Annotated in this window: 24 protein-coding genes; 14 read left to right on the forward strand and 10 right to left on the reverse strand. The window is 71.3% G+C overall.

Going from position 1 to position 25,726, the window contains the following annotated elements; genetic code table 11:
* Window positions 1-216: 216 nt before the first annotated feature.
* The 3 genes from ACWC5C_RS12440 to ACWC5C_RS12450 all read left to right on the forward strand — a co-directional run bounded on the left by ACWC5C_RS12440 (window position 217) and on the right by ACWC5C_RS12450 (window position 2,614).
* Window positions 217-963, forward strand: coding sequence for a GOLPH3/VPS74 family protein (locus tag ACWC5C_RS12440; protein WP_385443556.1), 747 nt, complete (start codon window positions 217-219; stop codon window positions 961-963).
* Window positions 964-1,353: 390 nt separating this feature from the next.
* The gene (locus ACWC5C_RS12445; RefSeq protein ID WP_450875395.1) at window positions 1,354-2,226 is read left to right on the forward strand and encodes a helix-turn-helix domain-containing protein; all 873 of its coding nucleotides are present in this window, start codon (window positions 1,354-1,356) and stop codon (window positions 2,224-2,226) included.
* A gap of 178 nt (window positions 2,227-2,404) precedes the next feature.
* Window positions 2,405-2,614, forward strand: a complete 210-nt coding sequence (locus tag ACWC5C_RS12450; protein WP_450875557.1) for a DUF397 domain-containing protein — start codon at window positions 2,405-2,407, stop codon at window positions 2,612-2,614.
* A 155-nt stretch (window positions 2,615-2,769) separates the two neighbouring features.
* Here the strand turns inward: ACWC5C_RS12450 and ACWC5C_RS12455 are convergent, their stop codons facing one another.
* Entirely contained in the window at window positions 2,770-3,630 is an 861-nt protein-coding gene (locus ACWC5C_RS12455; protein ID WP_450875396.1) for a hypothetical protein, read from the reverse strand.
* 152 nt (window positions 3,631-3,782) lie between these two features.
* Between ACWC5C_RS12455 and ACWC5C_RS12460 the strand changes: the two genes are divergently transcribed.
* From ACWC5C_RS12460 to ACWC5C_RS12470, 3 genes are all read left to right on the forward strand, one after another.
* Window positions 3,783-4,562: an SDR family oxidoreductase gene (locus ACWC5C_RS12460; protein WP_450875397.1), complete on the forward strand. Its 780-nt coding sequence runs from the start codon at window positions 3,783-3,785 to the stop codon at window positions 4,560-4,562.
* A 315-nt stretch (window positions 4,563-4,877) separates the two neighbouring features.
* Window positions 4,878-6,458: a sodium:solute symporter family protein gene (locus ACWC5C_RS12465; protein WP_450875398.1), complete on the forward strand. Its 1,581-nt coding sequence runs from the start codon at window positions 4,878-4,880 to the stop codon at window positions 6,456-6,458.
* Between the two features lie 199 nt (window positions 6,459-6,657).
* The gene (locus ACWC5C_RS12470) at window positions 6,658-8,040 is read left to right on the forward strand and encodes a glycosyltransferase 87 family protein (RefSeq protein ID WP_450875558.1); all 1,383 of its coding nucleotides are present in this window, start codon (window positions 6,658-6,660) and stop codon (window positions 8,038-8,040) included.
* Here the strand turns inward: ACWC5C_RS12470 and ACWC5C_RS12475 are convergent.
* Entirely contained in the window at window positions 8,018-9,142 is a 1,125-nt protein-coding gene (locus ACWC5C_RS12475; protein WP_450875399.1) for an ADP-ribosylglycohydrolase family protein, read from the reverse strand. The two genes, ACWC5C_RS12470 and ACWC5C_RS12475, sit on opposite strands and share 23 nt — an antisense overlap.
* 322 nt (window positions 9,143-9,464) lie before the next feature.
* Entirely contained in the window at window positions 9,465-10,226 is a 762-nt protein-coding gene (locus ACWC5C_RS12480; RefSeq protein WP_450875400.1) for a class I SAM-dependent methyltransferase, read from the reverse strand.
* Between the two features lie 138 nt (window positions 10,227-10,364).
* Here ACWC5C_RS12480 and ACWC5C_RS12485 point away from each other — a divergent pair, with 138 nt between their 5' ends.
* Genes ACWC5C_RS12485 through ACWC5C_RS12495 form a run of 3 tightly spaced genes read left to right on the forward strand, consistent with a single transcriptional unit; the run spans window position 10,365 to window position 12,377 of the window.
* Window positions 10,365-11,540, forward strand: coding sequence for a helix-turn-helix domain-containing protein (locus tag ACWC5C_RS12485; protein WP_450875401.1), 1,176 nt, complete (start codon window positions 10,365-10,367; stop codon window positions 11,538-11,540).
* Window positions 11,537-12,085 (forward strand): hypothetical protein, encoded by a 549-nt coding sequence (locus tag ACWC5C_RS12490; protein ID WP_450875402.1) that lies wholly within the window; start codon window positions 11,537-11,539, stop codon window positions 12,083-12,085. The genes ACWC5C_RS12485 and ACWC5C_RS12490 overlap by 4 nt, the downstream gene beginning before the upstream one ends.
* Window positions 12,086-12,116: 31 nt before the next feature.
* Window positions 12,117-12,377 carry a hypothetical protein gene (locus ACWC5C_RS12495; protein WP_450875403.1) on the forward strand — a complete coding sequence of 87 codons (261 nt, stop codon included), beginning with the start codon at window positions 12,117-12,119 and terminating at the stop codon, window positions 12,375-12,377.
* A 154-nt stretch (window positions 12,378-12,531) separates the two neighbouring features.
* Here the strand turns inward: ACWC5C_RS12495 and ACWC5C_RS12500 are convergent, their stop codons facing one another.
* Window positions 12,532-12,888 (reverse strand): ArsR/SmtB family transcription factor, encoded by a 357-nt coding sequence (locus ACWC5C_RS12500; protein WP_398299421.1) that lies wholly within the window; start codon window positions 12,886-12,888, stop codon window positions 12,532-12,534.
* A gap of 67 nt (window positions 12,889-12,955) precedes the next feature.
* Here ACWC5C_RS12500 and ACWC5C_RS12505 point away from each other — a divergent pair, with 67 nt between their 5' ends.
* On the forward strand, window positions 12,956-15,043 hold the full coding sequence (locus ACWC5C_RS12505) for a heavy metal translocating P-type ATPase (RefSeq protein WP_450875404.1): 2,088 nt from the start codon (window positions 12,956-12,958) through the stop codon (window positions 15,041-15,043).
* On the opposite strand, the gene ACWC5C_RS12510 is transcribed toward ACWC5C_RS12505, so the two are convergent.
* Window positions 15,023-17,623: a bifunctional FO biosynthesis protein CofGH gene (locus ACWC5C_RS12510; RefSeq protein ID WP_450875405.1), complete on the reverse strand. Its 2,601-nt coding sequence runs from the start codon at window positions 17,621-17,623 to the stop codon at window positions 15,023-15,025. The two genes, ACWC5C_RS12505 and ACWC5C_RS12510, sit on opposite strands and share 21 nt — an antisense overlap.
* 107 nt (window positions 17,624-17,730) lie before the next feature.
* Entirely contained in the window at window positions 17,731-18,597 is an 867-nt protein-coding gene (locus ACWC5C_RS12515; protein WP_450875406.1) for a TIGR03619 family F420-dependent LLM class oxidoreductase, read from the reverse strand.
* A gap of 156 nt (window positions 18,598-18,753) precedes the next feature.
* On the opposite strand from ACWC5C_RS12515, the gene ACWC5C_RS12520 reads away from it, so the two are divergent.
* The gene (locus ACWC5C_RS12520; protein ID WP_450875407.1) at window positions 18,754-20,283 is read left to right on the forward strand and encodes a CehA/McbA family metallohydrolase; all 1,530 of its coding nucleotides are present in this window, start codon (window positions 18,754-18,756) and stop codon (window positions 20,281-20,283) included.
* Between the two features lie 669 nt (window positions 20,284-20,952).
* On the forward strand, window positions 20,953-21,843 hold the full coding sequence (locus tag ACWC5C_RS12525; RefSeq protein ID WP_450875408.1) for a trimeric intracellular cation channel family protein: 891 nt from the start codon (window positions 20,953-20,955) through the stop codon (window positions 21,841-21,843).
* A gap of 74 nt (window positions 21,844-21,917) precedes the next feature.
* On the opposite strand, the gene ACWC5C_RS12530 is transcribed toward ACWC5C_RS12525, so the two are convergent.
* Window positions 21,918-22,640, reverse strand: a complete 723-nt coding sequence (locus ACWC5C_RS12530) for a transporter substrate-binding domain-containing protein (RefSeq protein ID WP_450875409.1) — start codon at window positions 22,638-22,640, stop codon at window positions 21,918-21,920.
* Between the two features lie 126 nt (window positions 22,641-22,766).
* On the opposite strand from ACWC5C_RS12530, the gene ACWC5C_RS12535 reads away from it, so the two are divergent.
* Window positions 22,767-23,219 carry a VOC family protein gene (locus tag ACWC5C_RS12535; protein ID WP_450875410.1) on the forward strand — a complete coding sequence of 151 codons (453 nt, stop codon included), beginning with the start codon at window positions 22,767-22,769 and terminating at the stop codon, window positions 23,217-23,219.
* Here ACWC5C_RS12535 and ACWC5C_RS12540 read toward each other — a convergent pair.
* Window positions 23,216-23,617 carry a RidA family protein gene (locus tag ACWC5C_RS12540; RefSeq protein WP_450875411.1) on the reverse strand — a complete coding sequence of 134 codons (402 nt, stop codon included), beginning with the start codon at window positions 23,615-23,617 and terminating at the stop codon, window positions 23,216-23,218. The genes ACWC5C_RS12535 and ACWC5C_RS12540 overlap by 4 nt on opposite strands.
* 117 nt (window positions 23,618-23,734) lie before the next feature.
* Window positions 23,735-24,085: an antibiotic biosynthesis monooxygenase family protein gene (locus tag ACWC5C_RS12545; protein ID WP_450875412.1), complete on the reverse strand. Its 351-nt coding sequence runs from the start codon at window positions 24,083-24,085 to the stop codon at window positions 23,735-23,737.
* A 91-nt stretch (window positions 24,086-24,176) separates the two neighbouring features.
* On the opposite strand from ACWC5C_RS12545, the gene ACWC5C_RS12550 reads away from it, so the two are divergent.
* Window positions 24,177-24,638: a MarR family winged helix-turn-helix transcriptional regulator gene (locus tag ACWC5C_RS12550; protein WP_450875413.1), complete on the forward strand. Its 462-nt coding sequence runs from the start codon at window positions 24,177-24,179 to the stop codon at window positions 24,636-24,638.
* A 26-nt stretch (window positions 24,639-24,664) separates the two neighbouring features.
* On the opposite strand, the gene ACWC5C_RS12555 is transcribed toward ACWC5C_RS12550, so the two are convergent.
* A complete protein-coding gene (locus ACWC5C_RS12555) occupies window positions 24,665-25,582 on the reverse strand; it encodes an MBL fold metallo-hydrolase (RefSeq protein WP_450875414.1) in 918 nt (305 codons plus the stop codon).
* Window positions 25,583-25,726 lie beyond the last annotated feature (144 nt).

Consider the following 25,726-nt stretch of genomic DNA (forward strand, 5'->3'; position numbering starts at 1 on the left):
CCTGGCGCCGCGTCCCGCATTCCAACCATCAACCAGTGTCCTGTGTGCCCGGCGTGCGGACGCGCAACGCCACCGCCGGAGAGCGCCTCAGGGTGATCACTCACCCGCTAGACGAGAAAGACATACCTACCGGTTCCCACCCAAATCCCCCAGGCACTCTCGACAGACCAATGTGGCAGGGGTCACCCTGTCATTCATCCACGCGGGGAGGCATGGATGGGCAGGAGCCGCAGAACAATTCCGGAGGAGCTTCTGTTGCTCGCCCTGGACCCGACCACGGGTACCACGGCGCAGCCGCAGTCGCTCGACCTCGGTCTTGCCGGGGCACAGCTAGTAGAGCTGGCCTTGGCCGGACGGATAGCCCCTGACGGGGATCGTATCGCCGTGGTGCTGCCACGGCCGACAGGAGATCCAACTCTGGACTCCGCACTGGAACTGCTGCGCCGTCGCGGCAGTCCGGTTCGGGCTGTCCACTGGATCGGCGGGCCCCGGCTGGGGCTGCGCCAGACGTATCTCACGCACCTGGAGCGGTGCGGCATGGTGCATGCCGTGGCGGGCCAGATGTGCGGGGTACTGCCGACGACTCGCTACCAGGCGACGGAGACGGCGATCAGCCGGGAGATCAGGGCCCGGCTGGACAGTGCGATCCGTACCGGCGTACCGCCGGACCCGCGGACCGCCGCGCTCGCCGCCCTGGCCCACGCGGTCGGGCTCGGCAAGCACTTGTATCCCGGGAACGAGGGGCGCTCGTCGCGCTCCAGGCTCCGGGATCTGATCAGGCACGACCCGATGGGCGGTCTGGTGGCGCACGCCGTGATGGACGTGCAGAACGGTGTCGCGGCGCAGCCACGGCGCGCACCGGCCCCGGGCCGACAGCCGGGAGCACGCGCCGCGGAGCCCGCGGCCGGGGTTCCGGCGCAGCCGTCCCGCCACGGGAGCATGGCCCGCGTCGGAGCGCGCTGACCCGTCACCAGGAGGCCCCCAGGGCGCCTCAGGAGGCCGCGAAGCGACCGTGACGCCAACCCGGCCACCGACAGAACCGAAAAGCACCACAGGGCACCACAGGGCACCACAGGGCATTCACAGGGCACCAAACGGGCTCGCCAGAGCCCGCAGAACCGATACAGCACCACCGACCGCACCGCAGTCCCCACCGACCCGGTACGGGAGCCGCTGAAGCGCGGGGTGGTGGGACGGCCGTTCCGGACGACCGGCCGTCCCGCCGCCCCGCGCATGCGTTCGATCGCCCTTTGTACGGTCTTTGTCGGGCCATTTCCCAGCGCGGCCGGGTCCGGTAGTGGGAGGCTGCTGAACAGCAGGTATCAGCAGTACGAAGCCGGAGGTGCACGTCCCGTGACATCGAACGTCGGCCCCACTGTCCGGCGACGCCGGTTGGGCCAGGAACTGCGCAGGCTCCGCCAGGAGAAGGGCATGACGGCGGAGGAGGTGGCGGAGGAGTTGATGGTCTCCCAGTCGAAGATCAGCAGACTGGAGAACGGCCGTCGAAGCATCAGCCAGCGCGATGTGCGCGACCTCTGCCGGACCTACAAGGTAGAAGACAAAGCGCTGATCGATTCGCTGATGCAAATGGCGAAGGAGTCCCGCCAGCAGGGCTGGTGGAACGCCTTCGGCGACGTCCCCTACAGCGTCTACATCGGCTTCGAGACGGACGCGGCGTCGCTGCGGGTCTACGAACCCCAGGTGATGCCGGGGCTGTTGCAGACCCCGGACTACGCCGAGGCGGTCATCAGCGGGGCGCTGCCCGAGGTCGCCCCGGACCAGATCGGCCAGCGGGTGCAGGTGCGGCTGCGGCGGCAGGAGCGGATCACCGATCCACTGGCCCCGCTGCGGCTGTGGGCCGTGGTGGACGAGGCCGCGATGCGGCGCGTGGTCGGCAACCACAAGATCATGAGCGATCAGCTGGAGTACCTGGTCCGCATGAGCCACGAGCCGCATGTGACGGTGCAGGCGCTGCCGTTCGGCATGGGCTCGCACCCGGGCATGAGCGGGCAGTTCACCATCCTGGAGTTCTCGGACGAGTCGGATACGAGCGTCGTCTATCTGGAGGGCGTGACGAGCGACCTCTATCTGGAGAAGCTCACCGATGTGCAGAGCTACAGCATGATGTACGAGCATCTGCGGGCCCAGGCGCTGAATGTGGACCAGAGCCGCCAGTTCATCACCGAGGTCGCTCAGGACCACGCGCGTCGGCACGGGGAGGGCTGACGACGCCGGTCGAGAGCGAGGGCGGAGAGTACACCTCCGCCCCCTGCCGTGGAAGGGGCCGGTGGAATATGCCACCCGGTCGAGTGAATGGCCACCTTTCCTGACGATGTTGACGAGTAACGTCGGCATCGCCTCCAAACGGGGGTGCATCTCCTCAACACACCGCATCGGAGCAATTGTGTCCATTCAGCAGGGAAAGACGAGTGCATGGGTTAAATCCTCGTACTCCGCAGGAAACGGCGCTTGCGTAGAGGTCGCCTCCCCGGTCGCCGAAGAGATCGCCGTGCGCGACTCCAAGGACCCGCAGGGACCGACGCTCAGCTTCGCCCCCGCCTCCTGGTCGGCCTTTGTCGCCGACGTCCACGGCGGAGCCTTCGACCTCGGCTGATCCTGCTGTTCGACCGGCCGCGGCAGCGCGGTCCGGCCCCGTAGAACCGCAGTTTCGCGGCGTTCCGCCGCATCGCCACCGAGCCCTCTCGACCGGCCGCCGTCCCTGCCGAGAGGGCTCGTCGCATTTCGGTCGCGCTCGCCTTTCACCGGCCGTCATCGGAGTTCCGCGACATAGCGGTCCGTACCGGGAATCGTCGGAATGAACGGCGCGACGAATTCCACCCGGCCCAGTCCGGACCGTTCCACATCGGTATCGAGACCCGTGAAGAATTCCTCCCAGCATTCACGTGGATCGTGCTGAAGGAACCAGAGCAGGGTCAGCCTGGTGTCGACGCCCTCCACCTGCTTGACGTACGCCATCCGGTCCGACGGCAGCGGGGTCGGGCGGAAGACGGTCACCATCGCGGCGGGCGAACCGGTCAGGCGGCGGGGCAGCTGGCGGGCCGTGAGCCAGTCGAGCAGTTCGTCGCGCCGCTCTGGGCTCTCGCTCTCGACGACCTCCAGGACCAGCCCGGCGTACGGGTGGTCGAGGGCATGGTGGTCGCGCGGACCGGCCGCCCCGTCCCGGTAGACGGTCGCCTCGCGGTCGTGGAAGGCCGTCAGGACGTGCGTACGCTCCTGGAAGACCCGGCCGTCCCGGTTGAGCCGCTTGTTGATGCCGACCGTCCACCGCATGTGCTCCGCGTAGCGGTCCTCGGTGAGCCAGTAGACGGTGAGGTAGCAGCCTTCGGTGACCGGCTGGGCGACCGCCGACTTCTCCGGGTAGCGCAGCAGCTGGAGGTCGCGGGTGGCGACCCAGCGGCGGCCCGCGTAGATCCAGGGCATGGCCATGGCGCCCGCGATGAAGTGGTCGTCCTCGTACCAGCGGTTGTACGCGTACTCCTGGCCCGGATGCGGCTCGACCATCGTGATCAGGGCGTGCCCCGGGCGCACCCCGTAGGGGCCGACGGAGGCCAGCTCCCCGTAGAGATCGCCGCGTGGGTCCTCGCTCGCGTCGCTCGTCGTCATGCCCATCAGGTGTAGCTGACGCGGCGCCAGCTGGGGAGGGGTGGTGCGACAGAATTCGCCAACCACCGCACAGGACCGGGGTATGGCCTTTCGCGGTCCACACGCCTAGCCTGACGCGGCGTCAGCCCCAGGGAGACCGAGGAGGCCGGGGAGGCCCCATGCTCAGCGGCAGAACGGTCGTCGTCTCCGGTGTCGGCCCCGGCCTCGGCCACCGCGTCGCCGCTGCCTGCCTGCGCGAGGGCGCCAGCGTGGTGCTCGGGGCGCGCACCGGGGAGCGGCTGGACCGGGCCGCGCGGGAACTCGACCCGGACGGCACGCGCACCGCCCACCGGGCCACCGACATCGCCGACGAGGCCCAGTGCGAGGCGCTGGCCGCGCTCGCCCTGGACCGCTTCGGCCGGATCGACGCCGTCGTCCATGTGGCCGCGCTGGACAGCCACTTCGGCGGCCTGGAGGACGCCGACTTCGCGTCCTGGGGGCGCGTGGTGGACGTCAACCTGTTCGGGACGCTGCGGATGACCCGGGCCTGCCTCCCGGCCCTCAAGCGGAACGGCGGCGCGGTGGTGCTCATCGGCACGCAGTCGTCGGTCGCCGCCCCCTCCGAGGTGCGGCAGGCGGCGTACGCGGCGTCCAAGGGGGCGCTCACCTCGGCCATGTACTCGCTCGCGCGCGAGCTGGGCCCGCACCGGATCCGGGTCAACACCGTGCAGCCCGGCTGGATGTGGGGGCCGCCGGTGCAGGCGTACGTTCAGTTCGCCGCGCACACGGAGGGCGTACCCGAGGCCGAGATCGGGCAGCGGCTGGCGGGCCGGATGGCGCTGCCCGACCTGGCGACGGACGGCGATGTGGCGGAGGCCGCGGTATTCCTGGCCTCCGACCGGGCCCGGGCGATCACCGGACAGTCGCTGCTGGTGAACGCCGGTGAAGTGATGCGGTAGCGCGACTCCTGTCCGGCCTTTCGGGATCCCGCTCCCGTACCGACCCATCGATGCGTGGGCGTGCGTCTGACGAAGTGCCCGCTCATGGTGGGTTCGCGGACGCGTGCACGACAACGCCCCGTCAGGTCAAGAAACCGTAAAATCGTTCTTCTTTCTGATTTGTGTTCACATTCGTGACCTCTCGAACCCTTGACCGGCCGCCCGAACAAGCGGTTCAATCCCGGAAGTACCCCGCTCCCGCTCGGGGGAACCGCCCCAGAGAACGTCGCGGCGAAGTGCGCTCCCGTTCACAAGGCGGACCCCCTGGGAGGGGACATGAACAGTCTCGACTGGGCTGTACTCATCGCATACTTCGGCGTCATGGTCGCCATCGGCGTCTGGTCCCACAAACGCGTGGACAACGTCAGCGACTTCTTCACCGCAGGCGGCAAAATGCCCTGGTGGCTGTCGGGCATCTCGCACCACATGTCCGGCTACAGCGCCGTGATGTTCACCGGTTACGCGGCCATCGCCTACCAATACGGCATCACCTCCTATGTCACCTGGTCCTTCCCCATCGCCATCGGCATCGCGATCGGCGCGAACCTCTTCGCGCCGCGCCTCAACCGGGTGCGCAGCAAACTGCGGGTCGCCTCGCCCCTCGAATACCTCAAGAACCGCTACAACCTGCCCACTCAGCAGGCGCTGGCCTGGTCCGGGGTGCTGCTGAAAATCGTGGACGTGGGCGCCAAATGGGCGGCCATCGCCACCCTGCTCTCCATCTTCACCGGAGTCTCGCTCAACCAGGGCATCCTGATCACGGGCGCGGTCACCGCTGTCTACTGCACCGTGGGCGGGCTGTGGGCCGACGCGCTCACCGAACTCGGCCAGTTCGTCATCCAGTTCGTGGCGGGCATCGCGATGCTGATCGCCGTGCTGAACGAACTCGACGGCTTCAGCACGTTCTGGACCGTCTGGGACGACCTGCCCGACAGCCACACCGAGCCGACCGTCGGCCCGTACACGCTGATCTTCCTGCTCTCCTACCTCTTCATCAAGACGTTCGAGTACAACGGCGGCATGTGGAACCAGGCGCAGCGCTACATGGCCACCGACAGCGCCCACTCCGCCAAGCGCTCGGCCCGGCTGTCGGCCGTCCTGTGGTTCGTCTGGCCGCTGGTGCTGTTCTTCCCGATGTGGGTCGCGCCGCTGATCATCAAGACGGACAAGCCCGCCGACTCGTACGCCGAGATGGCCGAACACCTGCTGCCGCACGGTCTGCTGGGCCTGGTCATCGTCGGCTTCTTCTCGCACACCATGGCGATGTGCTCCTCGGACGCCAACGCGATCGCCGCCGTGGTGACCCGCGACATCATGCCCGCCATCTTCAAGTCCGTACGGCAGTGGAGCACCCGCACCGGGCTGCTCGCCGCCCGCTACACCACGCTGCTCTTCCTCGCCCTGTCCATGGCCATCGCCACCCAGGTGAACTCGCCCTTCTTCGGCGACATCATCACCGTGGTCATCAAATGGGTCGCCGGTCTGATGGGGCCGATCGCGATCCCGCTGATGCTCGGCATGCTGCGGGCCTTCCGCAAGTCCGGGCCGACGGCGGCGCTCACCAGCTGGGCGCTGGGCCTGATCGCGTTCTATCTGGTCAACTACCCGATCAACGACGCGGTCGAGGGCGGCGTCAACCTGGAGTACCAGGTCGCCGTCCCGCTCGCGGTCTCGCTCGTGCTCTTCATCGCCATCGGCTACCTGAAGCCGGAGGACACCCCCGAGCGCGACGCCATCCTCGACTCGCTCAACTCGGATGACGACGGGCCGGGTTCGGCGGGTGCCGCGCGGGCCGTTCCGGCGCCGGGCGCGAAGGGCGCGAAGGGTCGTAAGACGGCGGCGGGCGCCTCCGACTGACGCCGCCGCTCCCTTTCATCGGGCCCCGGTCACCCTCGCTCCTGGGTGGCCGGGGCCCCTTGCTGTGGCCCATGTATGTGATCCGTACAGGCAACCATTCCCCCAGGTGGGGCCATCATCCGGAATGAACTATCGTCGGCTGCCTGTGCCGTCCGCCGCCTCACGCACCTCTGGAGCGACCCCCGTGACCGCGACACAGATGATCACTCGGCGGCCCACACTCTGCGCGGCGGTGTTCTGTCTGCTGTCCTTCACGGGCTTCTGGATCGCCCAGCGCGCCGCCCAGGTGTCCATGGTCGATCTGCTGGTCTACCAGGCCGAGGGGTGGACCGTACGGAACGCGGCGGACCTGTACGACATGCGGGCGACCGCGCACCATCTGCCCAATACCTATCCGCCGTTCGCGGCCATGCTGTTCACCCCGCTGACCCTCATGGGCACGGGCGTCCTGCGCACCTTCGGCACCGCCGCCAACCTGGCCCTGATGGTCGGCGTGGCCCATCTGTCGCTGCGGCTCGTGGGCCGCCCGCGCCGGGTGCCGCGCGCCGCCGCCGTGCTGGCCCTGGCCGGGGTCGCGGTGTGGTGCGAACCGGTGTGGACGACCCTGCGCTACGGCCAGATCAACTTGGCTGTCGCCGTCCTGGTGCTGTGGGACCTGACCCGCCGGGAAGGCCACCGCTGGGCCGGTTTCGGCACCGGAATCGCGGCCGGGATCAAGCTGACCCCCGGGCTCTTCGTGGTCTTCCTCGCGGCCGCCGGACTGATCGACGCCATCCGGCGGCAGCGGGCCGGGCAGGGGGTGCGGGGTTTGCGGAGTCTGCGGGGCGTGGGGAGCCTGCGGGGCCTGCGGAGCTTGGGGAGCTTGCGGAGCGACCAGCTGCGGCGGGCGTTCGTCGCCACCGGCGCCTTCGTCTGGACGGTCGTCCTGTCGGTGGTGGCGCTGCCGTACGACTCGCACCGCTTCTGGACCCAGGTGCTGTTCGCCACCGACCGGCCCGGCGACGTCGAGGGTGCGGGCAACCAGAACCTGCGCGGCGCCCTCGCCCGCGTCCTGCACACCCCCGACCCCGGCCTGTGGTGGCTCGCCGCCGCCGCGCTGATCGGCTGCGTCGGCCTGGCCACCGCCGTCGCCGCCCAGCTCGTCGACGACCGCGCCCTCCCCCACGCCCGCGCCTGGGCCGCCATCACCTGCGCCGTCACCGCCCTGATGGTCAGCCCGATCTCCTGGTCGCACCACTGGGTGTGGGCGGTCCCGATGGTGCTGCTGCTCGCCGTCGAAACGGTCCGCCGGGCGTCCCGCGCCTGGGCGGGCTGCACGGCGCTGACCGGGCTGCTCTTCTGCTCGTTCATGATCTGGTACGCGCCGCACAGCGTGAAGCAGCGGGTCGAACTGCACCAGACGCCGCCGCAGATGCTGATGACGGCCATCTACCCGATCATCGGCATCGCCTTCCTGGCGACGGCGGCCTGGGTCACCTACCGCGCCCTGCGCGGCAACGGCGCCGCGCCTGGGGTTCCTGTGGCCCCGACGGCGGGCGCGTCGCGGGAGTCGCGGGTGCTTACGCGCGCGGGTAGCGGCTGAGCCAGGCGGGGGCCGAGGTCTCGGGGCTGTGCAGGGCGGGGCCCTGGGTCATCTCCATCGCGAAGTCGTCCGCCAGCTCCAGGATCGTGCCGCGCCCTTCCACCTCGGCGAGCCACGCGGGCGGCAGGGCCGTCTCGCCGTGCAGCACGCCCAGCAGATTGCCGCAGACCGCCGCCGTGGAGTCGCTGTCCCCGCCGTGGTTGACGGCGAGCAGCAGGCCGTGGCGTACGTCCTCGGCGACCAGGGCGCAGTACAGCCCCATGGCCAGCGCCTCCTCGCCGGTCCAGCCCTCGCCGAGGGATTCGACGCGCTCGGGCGTCGGCAGCCCCTGGCGTACGGCGCCGAGCGCGCGGCGCAGCGCGTCCGTGGTCTCCTCGTGGCCGGAGCGGCCCGCGAGATGGGCCAGGGCGCGCTGGACGGCGCCGTCCAGCGCCTCGCCGCGCGCCAGCCCGTGAACGATGAGGGAAAACGCGCCCGCCGCGAGGTAGCCGGTGGGGTGGCCGTGGGTCTGGGCCGCGCACTCGATGGCCAGCTGGAACACCAGCTGCGGCTCCCAGCCCACCAGCAGCCCGAACGGCGCGGAGCGCATGACGGCGCCGCAGCCCTTGGAGTCGGGGTTCTTCGGCGCCTCCAGGGTGCCCATGGTCGCGTCCCCGAGCCCGGTGAGACAGGCCCGGCCGGGGGCGCGCTGGGCGTACAGCCACTCCTCGCGGGCCAGCCAGCCGTCGCCCTCGCGGCGCTCGTCGGGGCCCCAGTCGCGCTGGGTGGCGTACCAGCGGCGGTGGGCGGAGTGGATGTCGGTGGGCGGATGCCAGGCGCCGGTGTCACGGCGCACCTGGGCGCGTATCAGGCCGTCCACGGTGAACAGCGTCATCTGGGTGTCGTCGGTGACCGCGCCGCGCCGCCCGTACGCGGGCAGGAAGTCCGTCACGCCCTGCGGGCCGTGGTTCGCCCGGATGTCGGCCAGCGAGGAGAACTCCACGGCCGCCCCCAGGGCGTCCCCGATCGCTCCGCCGAGCAGACAGCCGCGTACCCGGCTGCGGAAGTCCTGTTGTTCGGCGCGGCCCCATACGCCGGTCGCTGCGCTGGCGGCTGCGGTCACGACCTTTCCCCTTTTCTTCGATACGTGTATGGCCCTGGAGTGCCTTTGAACTGTAATGGACACTCTTTGATCGCTTCCGGATGCCGTCCATGGCGCGGCCCCTTGTGAAGGCGTCGTCACGAATGCTGCGGCGGACCACCTCATTCCGAACTCGCTCCGAAATGGTGCACCGGATAACGGACAGTGGACTGCGGATAAATTCGGGATCGTGAATGCCCGGTGCGGCAATGCGCTTACCGCACCGCACCCCAATTGCGCATCGCGGCTCCGGCGTATCAGCCCGTATCGGCCGTATCAGCCGGCATCGGCCGTATCAGCCGCCTCAGCCCGAGCAGACGAGGAGCCCGCAGCGGCTCGTCACCTCGAACGCGCCCGTGGCGTCGATCTCGTCCCGCACCAGCCGTTCCGCGCGCCGCAGCACCTCCCCCGCGTCCCCGCCCCGGCCGTCCGCCCAGGTCTCGTACGACCCCATGTGCGCCATGACGGGCCCCGGCTCCCGGACCGTGATCGTCCCCGTCAGCTCGATGACCCGTACCTCGGCGAAGGCCGCCCCCAGCAGGGCGGGCGCCTCCTCCAACGTGAACCGCCCGCCGAACGTCGGCCGCTCCTCGCCCGCCGCGCGCCGCCACACCTCGGTGATCTCGGCCTTGTCCCGGACGCCGTTCGTGGACACCAGCGCGACGCCGCCGGGTGCCAGCACCCGCCGCAGCTCGCGGATCGCGCGCGGGATGTCCGGCACGTGGTACAGCATGTGCATCGCCAGCACCGCCCCACAGCTGCCGTCCGCCAGCGGCAGCGCCTGTGCGTCCGCCACCGCCGCCCGCCCGGCGGCCGGGGCCAGCATCCCGGGCGAGAGATCGAGCGAGAGCACCGCCAGCTCCGGCCGCTCCGCCCGCAGCCGCGCCCCGTACACCCCGTTCCCGCACCCGACATCCGCCACCGGGCCGCGTACGCCGCGCAGTTGGGCGGCGGCGAGGCCCGGCAGGTCGTGCCGTGGCTCCTGGTACGCGTACAGCGCCTGCCGTGCGGCGAGGTGGCGGTCGTCCCGGTATTCCTTCTCGGTCAGAATGCTGCGATCGATCACGGCGCGCCGCCTCTCCGCCCCCGGGGAGCCTCGGTGAACGGCCAGTCTCCCAGCCCGCGCGGACTTCCGGCAGAGGGCCGCTGGACGCGCCCCACCAGCCCACTTGCGATTTTCGCAAGCTACCCCTACCGTAATCACATGGAAGCGACTGTCGCCGACCGGGTCCGCACGGTCATGGACGCTGCCTCGATGAGCCAGGCCGCGTTCGCCGAACGGGTCGGACTGACCCCCGACAAGCTGTCCAAGTCACTCAAGGGCGTGCGCCGCTTCACCTCGCTCGACCTCGCCCTGATCGCCGAGGCCGGGTGCACGACCGTCGACTGGCTGCTCAGCGGCCGCGAACCGCTGCGCCCGTCGGTCGCCGCCCGTACCCGCTCCGGTTCCGGATCCGGCTCCGGTTCCGGTTCCGCTCCGGGCCGGGCGGGCGTCGAGGACGTCACGGGCCGGTTCGCCACCGCGTACGACGTGCTGGACCTCCTGGGCCGCTCCCCCGGGCTGCCGGAGCTGCCGCACGTCCGCGACGACCTGCGGCGCTTCGTCGACCAGGGCGAGGCCCTGGCCGCGGACACCCATGAGCATCTGCGGGCCGCGGGCGTCCCCTCGGTGGCCGCCCTGGCCACGGACCAGCTGATCGCCGCCGTCGAGCGGTGCTGCGGGGTGGACGTCGCCATCACCGACATCCCGGAGGCGGTCGACGGGCTCGCCTGGCAGACCGACGCCTTCCGGCTCGTCCTCGTCGAACCCACCAAGGTGTGGACCCGCCAGCGGTTCACCCTGGCCCACGAGCTGGGCCACATCCTCGCCCGGGACGCGCGCGCCCCGATCGCCGAATCGCACCTCGCCCCCGGCCACCAGAAGGACCTGACCGAGGTGCGGGCGAACGTCTTCGCGGCGCATCTGCTGATGCCCGCTCAGGACCTCACGGACGCCGTGGCCGGTGACCACCTCACCGACGACGCGTTCCGCGACCTGGTGGTGCGCTTCAAGGTCTCCCCCAGCGCCCTGTCGGCCCGGCTGGGCCAGCTCGGCCTGCTCAGCCCGGAGGACCACGCCCGCCTCCGGGGCACCACCACCGAGACCTGCCACCTACTGGCGGGAGCGGCCGACGCCTACCAGCGCCAGGAGTCCTGGGCCTCCGCCCACCGCTACCCGCCGCGCATAGCGTCCGAGCTGTTCAGGGCCTACGCGGACGGCGAGACCACCCTCCGCCCCCTCGCCGCCCTGCTCGACGTGGACGTGGACCACCTGCACGACCTCCTCGACCCCGCGCCCGGCCCCGGCATCGACGAAGGGGACCTGGTCTTCCGTCCATGAGCACCTGGTGGTTCCCGGACAACACCGTCTTATGCAACTTCGCGGCCGTCAGCCGCCTCCCCCTCCTGGAGAAGGTGCTCGACGGCCGAGGCCGCTGGACCCAGGCCGTCGCCTACGAGGCCCACCGCTCCGCCCGCCACCTCCCGCCCCTGCGCACCATCGCCGAGGGCGGCTGGCTCGGCGACCCCATCGAAATCACCGACCACGCCGAACAGGCCGAGGTCGAGCGCGTCCGCCGCGCCGTCTTCGGCGGCACGGTCTCGGCCCCCACCCGCCACCTCGGCGAGGCCGAAAGCTGCGTCCTCATCACCCGCCGCCCCGAGTTCCGCAACTCCCTCTGGATCACCGACGACCGCTCCGCCGCCGCCTACGCGCGCCGCAGATCCATCACCACCTGGCAGACCTTCGACGTCATGCGCGCCTGCACCACCGCCGCCCTGATCACCCCCGAGGAAGGCCACCGCCTCCTCCACACGATGACCGCCGCGGGCCGCCGTCTGCACCGCACATCCCAGCGCCCGGAAGATCTGCTGACCGGCTCCTGACCTGCTGCTGACCTGAGGTACCGTCACGTCCATGAGACCTGGGGTGCTGCGCTGCGGAGTATGCGGATCCGGTCGACTGACCCCGGCCGCCCAACTCAGGACGTTCGAGAGCCAGACCAACCGCCTCCGCCTCAAATTCCCCCGCCCCCGCGCCTACAAGCTCCGCCCCACCTTCGACGTCGACTTCGCCCGCGCCTGCCTCGACTGCGGCGCCGTGCTCCCGTTCCTCAGCGACGTAGACCTCAGACACCTCAACGAGACCGCCGAAAACCTGCCCGGCTACGACGCCTGACGGCCCCCGTCAGCCGGTCAGCCGCTTGAACAGACGCACGTCGGCGTGGTCACTGGGGATACCGAGCGCCGCAGCAGCCTGCTCCCCCACCCGCCCTGACGGCTGCCCTCGCCCGAGAAGCTCGTCGGCGAGGCGCCGTCCGCACGTCGGCAAGTCAGTCGGTGACGCCCAGGCGTAGGTGTTCTACGTGGTGGAGGGCCTGGTCGAGGAGTTCCGCTACGTGGTTGTCGTGGAGGGTGTAGACGACCGAGCGGCCCTGGCGGGTGCCGGTGACCAGGCCCAGGTTGCGGAGCAGGCGGAGTTGGTGGGAGCAGGCGGACTGCTGCATGCCGACCGCCTCGGCGAGTTCGGTGGCGGGGCAGGGGCCTTCGCGGAGGCGGGCCAGGATCAGCAGGCGGGACGGGGTGGCGAGGGCCTGGAGGGTGGCGGCGACCGTTTGGGCGTTCTCGGGGGTGAGGCGGGCGCGCGGGGCGGCGGCGTCGCCTGCGGGGGTTTGTGCTCCATGGCCCATGGGCTCATCCTACGGACCGGTTGATGGATGAATACTTGTTCATGTGTTGGTGGTACGGTCTGCGGCCATGACGTCCACGCTTATCGACCGGTCCGCGCCGCCTACGGCCCGGCCCACCGCCGTACCCCGTCGCCGTACCCGGGTGCTCGCCCTGCCGGAGGCCCGTTGGGCGCTGGCGGCGCTGGTGCTGTTCCTGGCCGCGCTGGCGGGGCAGCTGCTCGGGGCGCCCGGCTGGGTGTGGGGGCCGCTGTACGGAGCGGTGTACGTCACCGGGGGCTGGGAGCCGGGGTGGGAGGGGGTGAAGGCCCTCAGGGAGCGCACGCTGGACGTGGATCTGCTGATGGTGGTCGCGGCGCTCGGCGCGGCGGCGATCGGGCAGGTGCTGGACGGCGCGCTGCTGATCGTCATCTTCGCGACCTCCGGCGCCCTGGAGGCGGTCGCCACCGCGCGGACGGCCGACTCGGTGCGCGGGCTGCTGGACCTGGCACCCGCGACCGCCACCCGGCTGCTGCCCGGTGGTGAGGAGGAGACGGTGGCCGTCGACGCGCTGGCCGTCGGGGACACGGTGCTGGTCCGGCCCGGGGAGCGGGTCGGGGCCGACGGGCGGGTGCTGGACGGGGAGAGCGAGGTCGACCAGGCCACCATCACGGGCGAGCCGCTGCCCGCCGCCAAGGCGCCCGGGGACGAGGTGTTCGCCGGGACCGTCAACGGCACCGGGGCGCTGCGGGTACGGGTCGAGCGCGACCCGTCGGACTCGGTGATCGCCCGGATCGTGCGGATGGTCGAGGAGGCGTCGGAGACCAAGGCGCCCACGCAGCTGTTCATCGAGCGGGTCGAGCAGCGGTACTCGCTGGTGATGGTGGCCGCCACGCTCGCCCTGTTCGCGGTGCCGCTCGCGTTCGGCGCGGCGCTGCAGCCGACGCTGCTGCGCGCGATGACCTTCATGATCGTCGCGTCGCCGTGCGCGGTGGTGCTGGCCACCATGCCGCCGCTGCTGTCGGCGATCGCCAACGCCGGGCGCCATGGCGTGCTGGTGAAATCCGCGGTCGTCATGGAGCGTCTGGGTCAGGTGGACGCCGTAGCCCTGGACAAGACCGGCACCCTCACCGAGGGCACGCCCCGGGTGACCGAGGTGCGCCCGCTGTCCGGGGCGGGGCTGGGGCCGGGGCTGGACGAGGACGCGCTGCTACGGCTCGCGGCGGCCGCCGAGCGCCCGAGTGAACACCCCCTGGCGCGCGCCGTCGTGGACGCCGCGCGCGCCCGCGGGCTGGCGCTGCCGGACGCCGTGGGGTTCACCTCCACGCCCGGACTCGGCGTCCGCGCGACGGTGGAGGGGCGTGAGGTGCGAGTGGGAGCGCCCGCCCGGCTCCGCCCCGAGGAACCCGCTGCGGCCGTCGAGGAGCAGGCGCTGGTCGCCAAGGAACAGGCGGTCATCGCCGAGGTGCATGCGGCGGTCCCCGAGGCGCACGCGGTCGTCGCCGACGTGGCGGCCGTCGTCGCCGAGGTGGAGGCGTCCGGCCGTACCGCCGTCGTCGTCCTCGCGGACGGCACGCCGGTCGGCGTGCTCGGCCTCGCCGACCGGCTCCGTCCCGGCGCGGCGGAGGCGGTCGGCGGCCTGGCGGCGCTGACCGGCGCCGCGCCGGTGCTGCTCACCGGCGACAACCGGCGCGCCGCCGACCGCCTCGCCGGCGAGACCGGCATCCACGACGTACGCGCCGGGCTGCTGCCGCAGGACAAGGTGGCCGCCGTACGGGAGTGGGCCGACGCGGGGCGCCACGTGATGGTCGTCGGGGACGGCGTCAACGACGCCCCCGCCCTGGCGGCCGCCCACACCGGCGTCGCCATGGGCCGGGCGGGCTCCGACCTGGCGCTGGAGACGGCCGACGCGGTCGTCGTACGGGACGAACTGGCCGCCCTCCCCGCCGTCGTACGGCTCTCCCGCACCGCCCGGCGGCTGGTCGTCCAGAACCTGGTCATCGCCGGTGTCTGCATCACCGCGCTGGTCGTCTGGGACCTGGCCGGGCACCTGCCGCTGCCGCTCGGCGTCGCCGGGCACGAGGGCTCCACCGTCCTGGTCGGGCTCAACGGGCTGCGGCTGCTGCGCGAGTCGGCCTGGACGGGTTCCCCAAAGGGCTCAGTCGCCCAGCACCGGTAGCAGTTCCGGAAGGTGCCCGTCCGAGGCGAGGGCCGCCGTCTGCCGCTCCTCCGGGACGTCCGCGTACGTCGTCGTCCGGGCGCGGGCGGGGCGGCCCGCGAGGTCGGCGATGCCGATGAGGTCCTGGATGGAGCGGTAGGAGCCGTACGAGGAGCCCGCCATGCGGGAGATGGTCTCCTCCATGAGCGTGCCGCCCAGGTCGTTCGCGCCGGAGCGCAGCATCTCGGCCGCGCCCTCCGTGCCGAGCTTGACCCAGCTCGTCTGGATGTTGGGGATGTGGGGGTGGAGGAGGACGCGCGCCATGGCCGTCACCGCGCGGTTGTCGCGGGTGGTGGGGCCGGGGCGGGCGATACCGGCGAGGTAGACGGGGGCGTTGGTGTGAATAAAGGGGAGCGTCACGAACTCGGTGAAGCCGCCCGTCTCCTGCTGGATCTCCGCCAGCAGCCGCAGATGGCCCAGCCAGTGGCGCGGCTGGTCGACATGGCCGTACATCATCGTCGAGGACGAGCGGATGCCCAGCTCGTGCGCGGTCTTGATGACCTCCACCCAGGTCGCGGTCGGCAGCTTGCCCTTGGTGAGGATCCAGCGCACCTCGTCGTCCAGGATCTCGGCCGCCGTTCCCGGGATGGTGTCGAGGCCCGCGTCGCGCGCCGCCGTCAGCCATTCGCGGATCGACATACCGGTGCGGGAGGCGCCGTTGACGACCTCCATCGGGGAGAACGCGTGGACGTGCATCCCGGGAACGCGCTCCTTCACCGCCCGGGCGACGTCGAAGTACGCCGTACCGGGCAGGTCCGGGTGGATACCGCCCTGCATGCACACCTCCACCGCGCCCACGTCCCACGCCTGCTGGGCGCGGTCGGCGACCTGGTTCATGGAGAGGGTGTACGCGTCGGCGTCGGTGCGGCGCTGCGCGAAGGCGCAGAAGCGGCAGCCGGTGTAGCAGACGTTGGTGAAGTTGATGTTCCGCGTGACGATGTACGTGACGTCGTCGCCGACCGCAGCGCGCCGCAGGTCGTCGGCGATCCCGCACAGGGCGTCCAGCGCGGGCCCGTCGGCGTGCAGGAGTGCCAGCGCCTCGGGGTCGGTGAGCCGGGTCGGGTCGTCGGCGGCCTGGGACAGCGCGGCCTTCACGTCGGCGTCGATGCGGGACGGCACCATGCCGGGCGCGGCGGCCTCGCGCAGCGCCTCCCAGTCGCCGTACACCTCGTCGAAGTCGTCGCGCCGGTCGCTGGTGCGGCCCTCGGTGTCGATCGTGCGGTGCAGATCGGTGCGGCCGGAGCCGGAGGCGGTGAACTCCTCGTCCGGCTCCTGCCAGGGCAGCCCGGCGGGCAGCGCGTCCGGGCGGGCGAGGCCGGTCGCCGGGTCGGCCAGCGCGCGCACGTGCGGCAGCAGCCGCGGGTCCAGCCACGGCTCACCGCGCTGGATGAACTCGGGGTAGACCGCGAGCCGTTCGCGCAGCTCGAACCCGGCGGCGGCGGACCGCTCGGCCAGCTCGTCCACCTGGGGCCAGGGGCGCTCGGGGTTGACGTGGTCCGGGGTGAGCGGGGAGACGCCGCCCCAGTCGTCGATCCCGGCGCCGATGAGCCGCTCGTACTCCGCGTCGACCAGGTTCGGCGGCGCCTGGATGCAGCCGGACGGGCCCAGGATGTGCCGGGCGACGGCGACGGTGGCGAGCAGGTCTTCCAGCTCCGCGTCCGGCATCCCGCGCATCGCCGTGTCCGGCTTGGCGCGGAAGTTCTGCACGATGACTTCCTGGACACCGTGGTACGAGCGGGACACGCGGCGCAGCGCGAACAGCGAATCGGCGCGCTCCTCGTACGTCTCCCCGATGCCGATCAGCAGCCCGCTGGTGAACGGGACGGAGCTGCGGCCCGCGTCCTCCAGGACGCGCAGCCGGACGGCCGGTTCCTTGTCCGGCGAGCCGTAGTGCGGGCCGCCGGGCTCGCTCCACAGCCGCTCGGAGGTGGTCTCCAGCATCATCCCCATGGAGGGCGCGACGGGCTTGAGCCGCTGGAAGTCCGTCCAGCTCATGACGCCGGGGTTGAGGTGCGGCAGCAGCCCCGTCTCCTCAAGGATGCGGATCGCCATGGCCCGTACGTACGCGATCGTGTCGTCGTACCCCTCGGCCTCCAGCCACTCGCGCGCCTCGGGCCACCGGTCCTCGGGGCGGTCGCCGAGCGTGATCAGCGCTTCCTTGCAGCCCATCTCGGCGCCGCGGCGGGCGATGTCCAGCACCTCGTCCGGCGACATGAACATGCCGTGGCCCTCGCGGCGCAGCTTGCCCGGCACGGTCGCGAACGTGCAGTAGTGACACCGGTCGCGACACAGCCGGGTGAGCGGGATGAAGACGCTGCGCGAGTAGGTGATGATCCCGGGACGGCCCGCGGCCTCCAGCCCGGCGTCCCGCACGCGCGCGGCGGAAGCGGCCAGGTCCTTCAGGTCGTCCCCGCGCGCCTGGAGCAGCACCGCCGCCTCGGCGGTGTCCAGCGCCACGCCCTCGCGGGCCCGCTTGAGCGCACGGCGCATCGCGTTGGCGGTGGGGGCACTCGGTTCATTTCCCTGCGCGCTCGTGGTCATCCTCCGAGGATACGAGTGGTGTCCGACACCGCCAGACTGGCCGGGCCTGCGGTTTTGTGGGTCTGATCACGACAATTCGGCGTGGACGCCGGGAATACGGATGCGCGCTACAAGTACTGCGCGAAAGCGTCCAGGCTGTGCAGGACCTCCGTCTCGTCTCCGGAGGGGAGCTGGACGACGACCTCCTCGACGCCGAGCCCGGCGTAATGGGCGAGCTTGCCGGGCGAGGGGCGCACCGCGTACGGCACCACCTCCAGCGCCGCCGGATCCCGCCCCGCCGCCGCCCAGACGCGGCGCAGCTCCGGGATGGCCTCCGTCAGCCCGCCGCCGCCGATCGGCAGCCAGCCGTCCGCGTACGCGGCGATGTGCGCGAACAGCCGTGGCCCGGCCGCCCCGCCGATCAGGGTGCGCGGCCCGGTGAGAGGGGCGGTGAGGGGGTCGCCGGGCGGGCGCTCCCGGATCACCGGTTTGGGGTACGCGAGGCTCGCCCGTACTGACGCGAACGGGCCCTGATGGGCCGTGGGCTCCTCCGCCCACAGCGCGCGCATCAGTGCCATCCGGTCGCGGACCAGCTCGCGGCGATCCGCCCAGACGGTGCCGTGGTCGGCGGCCTCCTCGACGTTCCAGCCGTAGCCGATGCCGAGGGTGAAGCGCCCGCCGGACAGGAAGTCGAGGGTGGCGACGCTCTTCGCGAGGACGACCGGATCGTGCTGGGCGACCAGGCAGATGCCGGTGCCCAGCGCCAGCCGCTCGGTGACGGCGGCCGCCTGGCCGAGCGCCACGAACGGGTCGAGGGTGCGGCCGTACGGGCGCGGCAGCGGCTCGCCCATGGGGGCGGGGGTGTCGCGGCTGACCGGGATGTGGGTGTGCTCGGGCAGATACAGCCCGGCGAATCCGCGCTGCTCCAGCTCGCGCGCGAGCCAGGCGGGGCGGACGGTCTCGTCGGTGAGGAACACGGTGGTGGCGATGCGCATGAAGGGGCCGCTCCTCCGGGTTGGCCGGTGTGGCTCGCCCATCTTCCCGCTGTTTCCGCACCGATACGGAGTTATCCACAGGCCTTTCCGCGGATGTCATCGACGCGTACAACAGTGGGACGCGGGTGACACGGACTCGACTGGGTGGGGGCAGGCATGCAGCGACGGGACGTACTCCGACTCTCCGCGCTCGCGGGCGCGGCGGGGGTGCTCACGCTCGACCCGGTGTCCTTCGCGCAGGCCGACGAGGCGGGCTCCGATGGGGATCGGTCCCGGACGATCACCGGCCATCTGCCCACCGGCTCCCCGGACTTCGTCTACGTACCGGTCGAGGTCCCGTCCGGGGTCCGCGAGATCGCCGTCTCGTATTCGTACGACAAACCGACCGTGCCCTCCGGCACGCAGGGGAACGCGTGCGACATCGGCATCTTCGACGAGCGCGGTACGGAGCTGGGCGGGCGCGGCTTCCGCGGCTGGTCGGGCGGTGCCCGTACGGAGTTCGCGATCAGCGCCGCGGAGGCGACCCCCGGCTATCTGGCGGGCCCGGTGCGGGCGGGCACCTGGCATATCGTCCTCGGCCCCTACACGGTCGCCCCGCAGGGCCTGGACTACAAGGTCACCGTCACCCTGCGGTTCGGCGCCCCCGGCACCACCCCTCGACCCGTCTACCCGCCGCAGCGGGCCAAGGGGCGGGGCAGGGCCTGGTACCGGGGCGACTCCCATCTGCACACCGTGCACTCCGACGGCAAGCGCACCCCGGCCGAACTGGCAGCCGCCGCCCGCGCCGCCGGGCTCGACTTCATCACCACCACCGAGCACAACACCACCTCCGCTCACGGCGCGTTCGAGGCGTTGTGGGGCGACGACCTGCTGATCATCACCGGTGAGGAGGTCACCACCCGGAACGGCCATGTGGTCGCCCTCGGCATCGCCCCCGGCACCTTCATCGACTGGCGCTACCGCGCCCGGGACAACCGCTTCGGCCAGTTCGCCCGCAAGATCCGGCAGGCGGGCGGTCTGGTCATCCCGGCCCACCCGCACGGCACCTGCGTCGGCTGCAACTGGAAGTTCGGCTTCAACGAGGCCGACGCGGTGGAGGTGTGGAACGCCGACTTCGGCCCGGACGACGAGGCGACCGTCCTGGAGTGGGACAACACCCTGGTCGCGGCCGCCCGTGGCGACGGCCGCTGGCTCCCGGCCGTCGGCAACAGTGACTCCCACCGCGAGCCCCAGCCCGTCGGCCTCCCCCAGACCGTCGTCCTCGCCGACGACCTGTCCCGCACCGCCCTCCAGGACGGCATCCGCTCCGGCCGCTGCTGGATCGCCGAGTCCTCCGAGGTCGACCTCACCTTCGAGGCGGTGGACGGCCGCGGCCGCCACGCGGGCATCGCCGACCGCCTCCCCGCCGCCCCCGACGCCGAGGTGACGGTCCGCCTCAAGGTCTCCGGCGCGGGCCCCGGCCGCCAGGTCCGCTTCATCACCGACCAGGGCCCCCTGTACACCGCCACCCTGCCGGTCTCCGGCTCGGCCACCGTGGAGTGGAAGACCACCCCTTCCTACGCGGCCTACGTCCGCGCCGAGGTCCGCCGCCCGGCGGCGGACGGCGGAGCGTCGGGCATACCGGGCCCGATGGTCGCCCTGACGAACCCGATCTGGCTCGGCCGACACGGCCACGATGACGAGTGAATTGCCAGGGCTGACAACAGTCATGCCGACTGGCTGCAGACCGGGGTGGAGCACGCGCTCGCGGCACCGGACAGCGCGCCGGACGTCGCAGCGGCCTGCGGGCAACGACCGAGGCCGGCTCAGACCACCTCGCGCAGCGCTTGAACCGGATGCCAGGCCCCGTGCGCCGCGTGCCATGGAAGATCCGCCGGCGGCAGGAGACCCCCGTCGCCACCACGACCGTGTCCGGCGACCCGGCGTCCACCGCGGGGAAGAGCCGATCCCGGCCGATGAACCAAACCGGCGGACAAGCCGCAGAGGCAGTGACATTTGAGCGTCACGTACCTCCACCTTTACGGAAGTCGCCCGTGAGTACACCACCTTCACCATCGCGCGAGCCTTCGGGGCCAGGCGAACAACGGAAAGAAGCTCTTCGGGTTCGGACGTGCCGCGTTGGCTGCCGACCGGGACGGCGGACCCGCGACGCGTTTGCGGCCGCCCTGTTCTGCGGCGAGATCTTCGGCCCACCGGGTGATCACGCCGGGTGATCGATCGTACCGCGCACCGCCTGGTGCGACAACGTGCAAACAAGGCCCGTATGGCAAGTTACTGGCGCCAGCCATGAGTCAGTGTGGCTGCCCCCACATCGCACCACCCCCACTCGCACAGCTCTCGTGGAGTCAACCGCACATGCTGCTGCCCCAGTTGCTCAGCTCCATCCAGTACCCGATGGACCTCTTCGCCGTCTTCGCGTGCGCGATCTGCGGAGCGTTCCTCGCCGTACGCAAGGATTTCGACCTCATCGCGACCGTGCTCCTCGCCGAGGTCGCCACCCTGGGGGGCGGGCTGTTCCGCGACCTGGTGATCGGCGTCAAGCCGATCTCCTTCACCGACCCCGCCTACTACCTCACCCCGGTCGTGGCGGCGGTCATCGTGTACTTCAGCACCGCGCTCCAGCAGCACGAGAAGGCGGTCGACGTCTTCGACGCGATCGCCCTGGGCCTGCTCAGCGTGACCGGGACGACCAAGAGCCTCGTCCACGGCTTCGACCCGGCCCCCGCCGCCGCCCTGGGTCTGGCCACAGCGATCGGCGGCGGCATCTTGGCCCACCTGGTGGCCCGCGAGGTCCCGCCGGTGCTGCGCTGGGACCAGGACCTGTACTCCCTGCCCGCCCTTCTGGGCGCGGGCGCCACGTCCCTACTGCACATGGCGAATTGGCTGACCGTCCCCAGCGCCGTCGGCGCGGCCGTACTCGCCATCGGGGTCCGACTCCTCGCCCTCCACCATGGTTGGCGCACCCCGCGCTCCCTCACCTGGCGCCGCCGCACCGCCCAGCAGCCGACCGCAACACCCCCCGTCCCGGCACCGGCCCCGGCCTTCCCCTCCTTCGAGGACACGATGCGCATCCGGTTCGCCGAGCGCCTGGACGACACCATCCGCATACGCCGCCCCGTCTTCCCCGCCGCCGAGCCGGCCGCGCAGCCCCTCACCGACCCGCGCGTCCCCTACGCCCACGCCCAGCGCCACCGCCTCCACGACGCCCCCCGCCCGCACGCCGCCAGTCACCGACAGGTGCCCTGAGCCAACCAGCCTCTCCCCCTGCCCGATCTGGCTCGGCAAGCGGGAGGGCTGACGAGAGCGCTGGAGCGCACAGGTCAGCGGCAGGCGGCCAGTGCCGGATCCTGCCCCGACCGGCTCAGCGCCTCGGCGACGAATCCGGACGCCGCCAAGTCAGCCACCGTCTCGCTCAGGAACCGCACCGTCTCCGGCTGCCGCGCCTTCGTCGTCCCGACGGCCTGCCGGATGGTCATGAACGCGGGCTCGACCAGGCGCAGTTCGGGATGCTCGGCGAGATGCGCGGTGAGCGGCTGCCGGATTCCCGCCGCGACCTCCAGTTTCTCGGCGTGGAAGACGTCCACCCCCTCCGACCCCCGGACCACGGTGGCGTGGCGCAGGGTGCGCGTCAGGTACAGGTCGTAGGCGGAGCCCTGCTTCACCCCGATACGGACGCCCGCGCGATCCACGTCCTCGGCCGTCCGCAGCGTGGACTCGGCCGGAACGGCGTACACGCCCTCGATGTGCACGTACGGAGCGGTGAACGCGACCTCCGCCTCACGGGCCGGGTCGACGGCGAGGAAGCAGAGGTCGGCACGGCCGGTGGTCATCGCCTCGTAGGACTTGCGGGCCGCGTCGAAGCAGAGGAACTCCACGGGCAGGCCGAGACGTCGGGCGATCTCACCGGCGAGATCGACGGTGACGCCGCGGGGCGCGTCCGGGGCGCCCTGGGCGAGGACGGGGTTGCCGAGGTTGACGGAGGCGCGGAGCACTCCGGCGGGGGCGAGGTCGCGGGCGAGCGCGGTGGTGTCAGGGGTCTCCATGGCCGGAGTCTAGATACGGCCGGAACCCCTCGGACCGAGACCGTCCCCAGCCGTGTTCCTTCGTGCCTCGACGGACATCCATCCGCCACTATGAGTGGAAACATCCGTTTTGCCTGGAGGTCTCGCATGCACCATGACGGTTTTCCTGCCCCGGATTCCGGGCTCCTCCTCACCCACTTCCTGACGGTGGCCGACATGGCCCGATCGCGCGCCTTCTACACCGACGTCCTCGGCGGTGAGGTGGTGCTCGAGGAGAACCCCTGCACCGTCAAGCTCGCCAACGGGTGGATCATCATGAACCCGGGCGGTGGCCCCACCCCGGACAAGCCGGACATCACCCTGCGCCCGCCCACCGACCCGAGCACGGTCAGCAGCTTCCTCAACCTCCGCGTCGCCGACATCGAGGCATGTCACCGGGAGTGGAGCGCGAAGGGCGCCGAATTCCTCACGCCGCCCATCGACCGCAAGGCCGAGGTGCGGTGCTACCTGCGCGACCCGGACGGCTACCTCATCGAAGTCGGGCAGGCCACCGGCATGGCGCACGGCGTCTACGCCGACCCACCCGCCGGTACGAGCTAGGCGGCGCCGCCCGCGTCGACGACGCAGCTGATCTCGATGACCTGGCCGGGGAAGGTCAGTTCGGTGACGCCCACGACCGTGCTCACCGGGCGGTGGTCACCGAAGTACGCCCGATTACCCTCCGCCGTCGCCGCGGCGTTCCGCAGCAGGTTCACCACGTACAGAGTCTGCGAGACGATCTGGCTCCGGGCGACGCCGTAGTGGTCCAGGACCTTGTCCAGGTTGGCGTAGGTCTGCTTGAGCTGGGCGGCGAAGTCGTCCGCGTGGACGAACTCGCCCGCCTCGTCGAGCGCGAGCTGTCCGGAGACGTGGATCAGCTCGCCGGACTTGATCGCCTGCGAGTAGCCGAAGTCGCCTTCGGCGGGCACGTTGTGGTTGAAGACATCGATGGTGGTCAACGGTGATCGCCCTTCTGCCGTGCTCTCCTGTAGTTACTCGGGAACTGTAGGAGAGTCCCTGCTGACCTGGAAGAACGCACTTTTCGGTGACTGAGGAACCTGACGGTGACCGTGAGGCTATGCCCGCTGCCCGCGGGGGTGGTGGATCGAACGGACCCGCGCGAAGGTCGGGTCGTACGCCTCCGCGATCGCCGCCGCCTCGGCGATGTGCTCGCGGACGTCGGGGCGCTGCATCGCTTCCTTGTACTGCTGCTCACTGGCCCACTGCGCGTAGTTGACGACGCGGTTGCCGTCCAGGCTGACGTGCAGGTTCGCGGAGACGAAGCCGGGGACGGTCAGGAACACCTCGCTGGTCGCCCGGTCGAGAGCGTCGGCGAGTTCGATCTGCCGCTCCGGGGCGACGGTGAAGACGTTCACCATGGTGATCACGTCGGAGTCCACGGAGATCGTCGTTGTGGGGGTGCTCATGTGGATACCTCCGGTGCATGGGACTTCTGAATGTCAGGACTTTGACATCCAGAAACGTAAACTCGCCCCACCCCTATGTCAAACTCCTGACATGGAAGACCAGAAGCCCACCCCACCACCCCACCCCGCCGACGACGTCACGGAACACGTGGGATACCGCCTCAAACGCGCCGCCGCCGCCTTGCGCGGCGCCATGGACACGGCGCTGCGCGAGCACCAGCTGACCGTGCCGCAGTACGCCTGCCTCGAACTCCTGGACCAGCGGCCCGGCCTGTCCAACGCCGAACTCGCCCGCAGCACGTTCGTCACCCGGCAGTCCGTGAACGTCGTCCTGCGCAACCTCCAAGACGCCGGCCTGGTCTCCCGGCCCGCCACCACCGAACACGGCCGCGCCCTACCCACCCACCTCACCCCCGACGGCCGAAGCCGGCTCGACGCGGTCCGGTCCGCCGTCTACGCCATCGAACGACAGATGATCGACACCATCCCCGAACAACGCCTGCCCGCCCTCCTCGCCGACCTCGACCGCATGGCCGCCGCCCTCGGCAGCTGACCCGCCCATCCGCGCGTGAGACAGGGTCAGTAGCGGACCTTGCCGTAGTCGATCGGCTGCTCGGGGTACGTGGTGGCTCGGCGGGCGAGGGCTCGCATGCGGGTCCTCATCTCTTCGGCGGGGAGGCGGTGGAAGCTGCCGTGGCCGGGGAGGACCCATTCGAAGGTCAGCTCCTCGGCGCCGCGTGCCACGGACGCGGCCAGGGTCTTGATGGAGTCGTAGACGACGCTGTCGGCCACCTCCAGGTCGTGTTCGGAGTGCGACCAGAAGAAGGCGTCGCCGGTGAAGCAGAACGTGTCGTCCGCGACGAAGACCGTGCTGCCCGCCGTGTGGCCGGGGAAGGGGTGGGCGGTCACGCCTGGGCCGATCTCCACCGGGGCCTGGCCGCGGATGACCGAGTCGGCGTCGGGGCGGGAGTGGAGATCGCCCTCGTGGATCCACAGCCGGGCGCCGAACGCGTCGGCGTACTGGCGGCCGTGTGCCACGTGGTCGAGGTGGGTGAGCAGCACGTCGGTGATCTTCCCTGCCTGCGCCTCGTAGCGGCGGGCGAGCGCGGGGCGAAAGTGCGGGGTGTCGATCATCATCGCGGTGGAGTCGGGGCGGCGCAGCAGGTAGGAGGCGGCGCCGTAGGTCCGCGGGGAGGCGTGCCCGCACAGCAGGACGGTTCCGGCCGCGTCCAGGGGCATGGGGTACGGGTCCGAGTCCGGCGCCCAGTCGTCGGCGGGCGGGTGCACGGAACGGGTCGGGCACGCGTGGGCGGCCATGTAAAGCTGCCGGACCTCGTCCTCGTTCTCGGGCTGGCGCAGGACGGTCGAGATGCCGCCGTAATTGCCGCCGGGCGTGTAGCCGATGAGGCCGGGGGCGTACTGCCGGGCGAGGTTGCAGTTCAGGCAGCGGCCGTCTACGTACCAGGCATTCGTACGGTCGGTGTGGGTCGTGCTCATGAATCCCCTCCTGAAGGATTCAGCGACACCCACGTCGTCGGGCGGTCCGGGGCGCGGGTATGACGCTGGTGCGAATCAGGTCATGGAAGGCGCGACGGAAGGCGATGCGACGGACGACGTTTCCGTGGTGAACCTTAATGGACG

Source organism: Streptomyces sp. NPDC001700 (assembly GCF_053596435.1).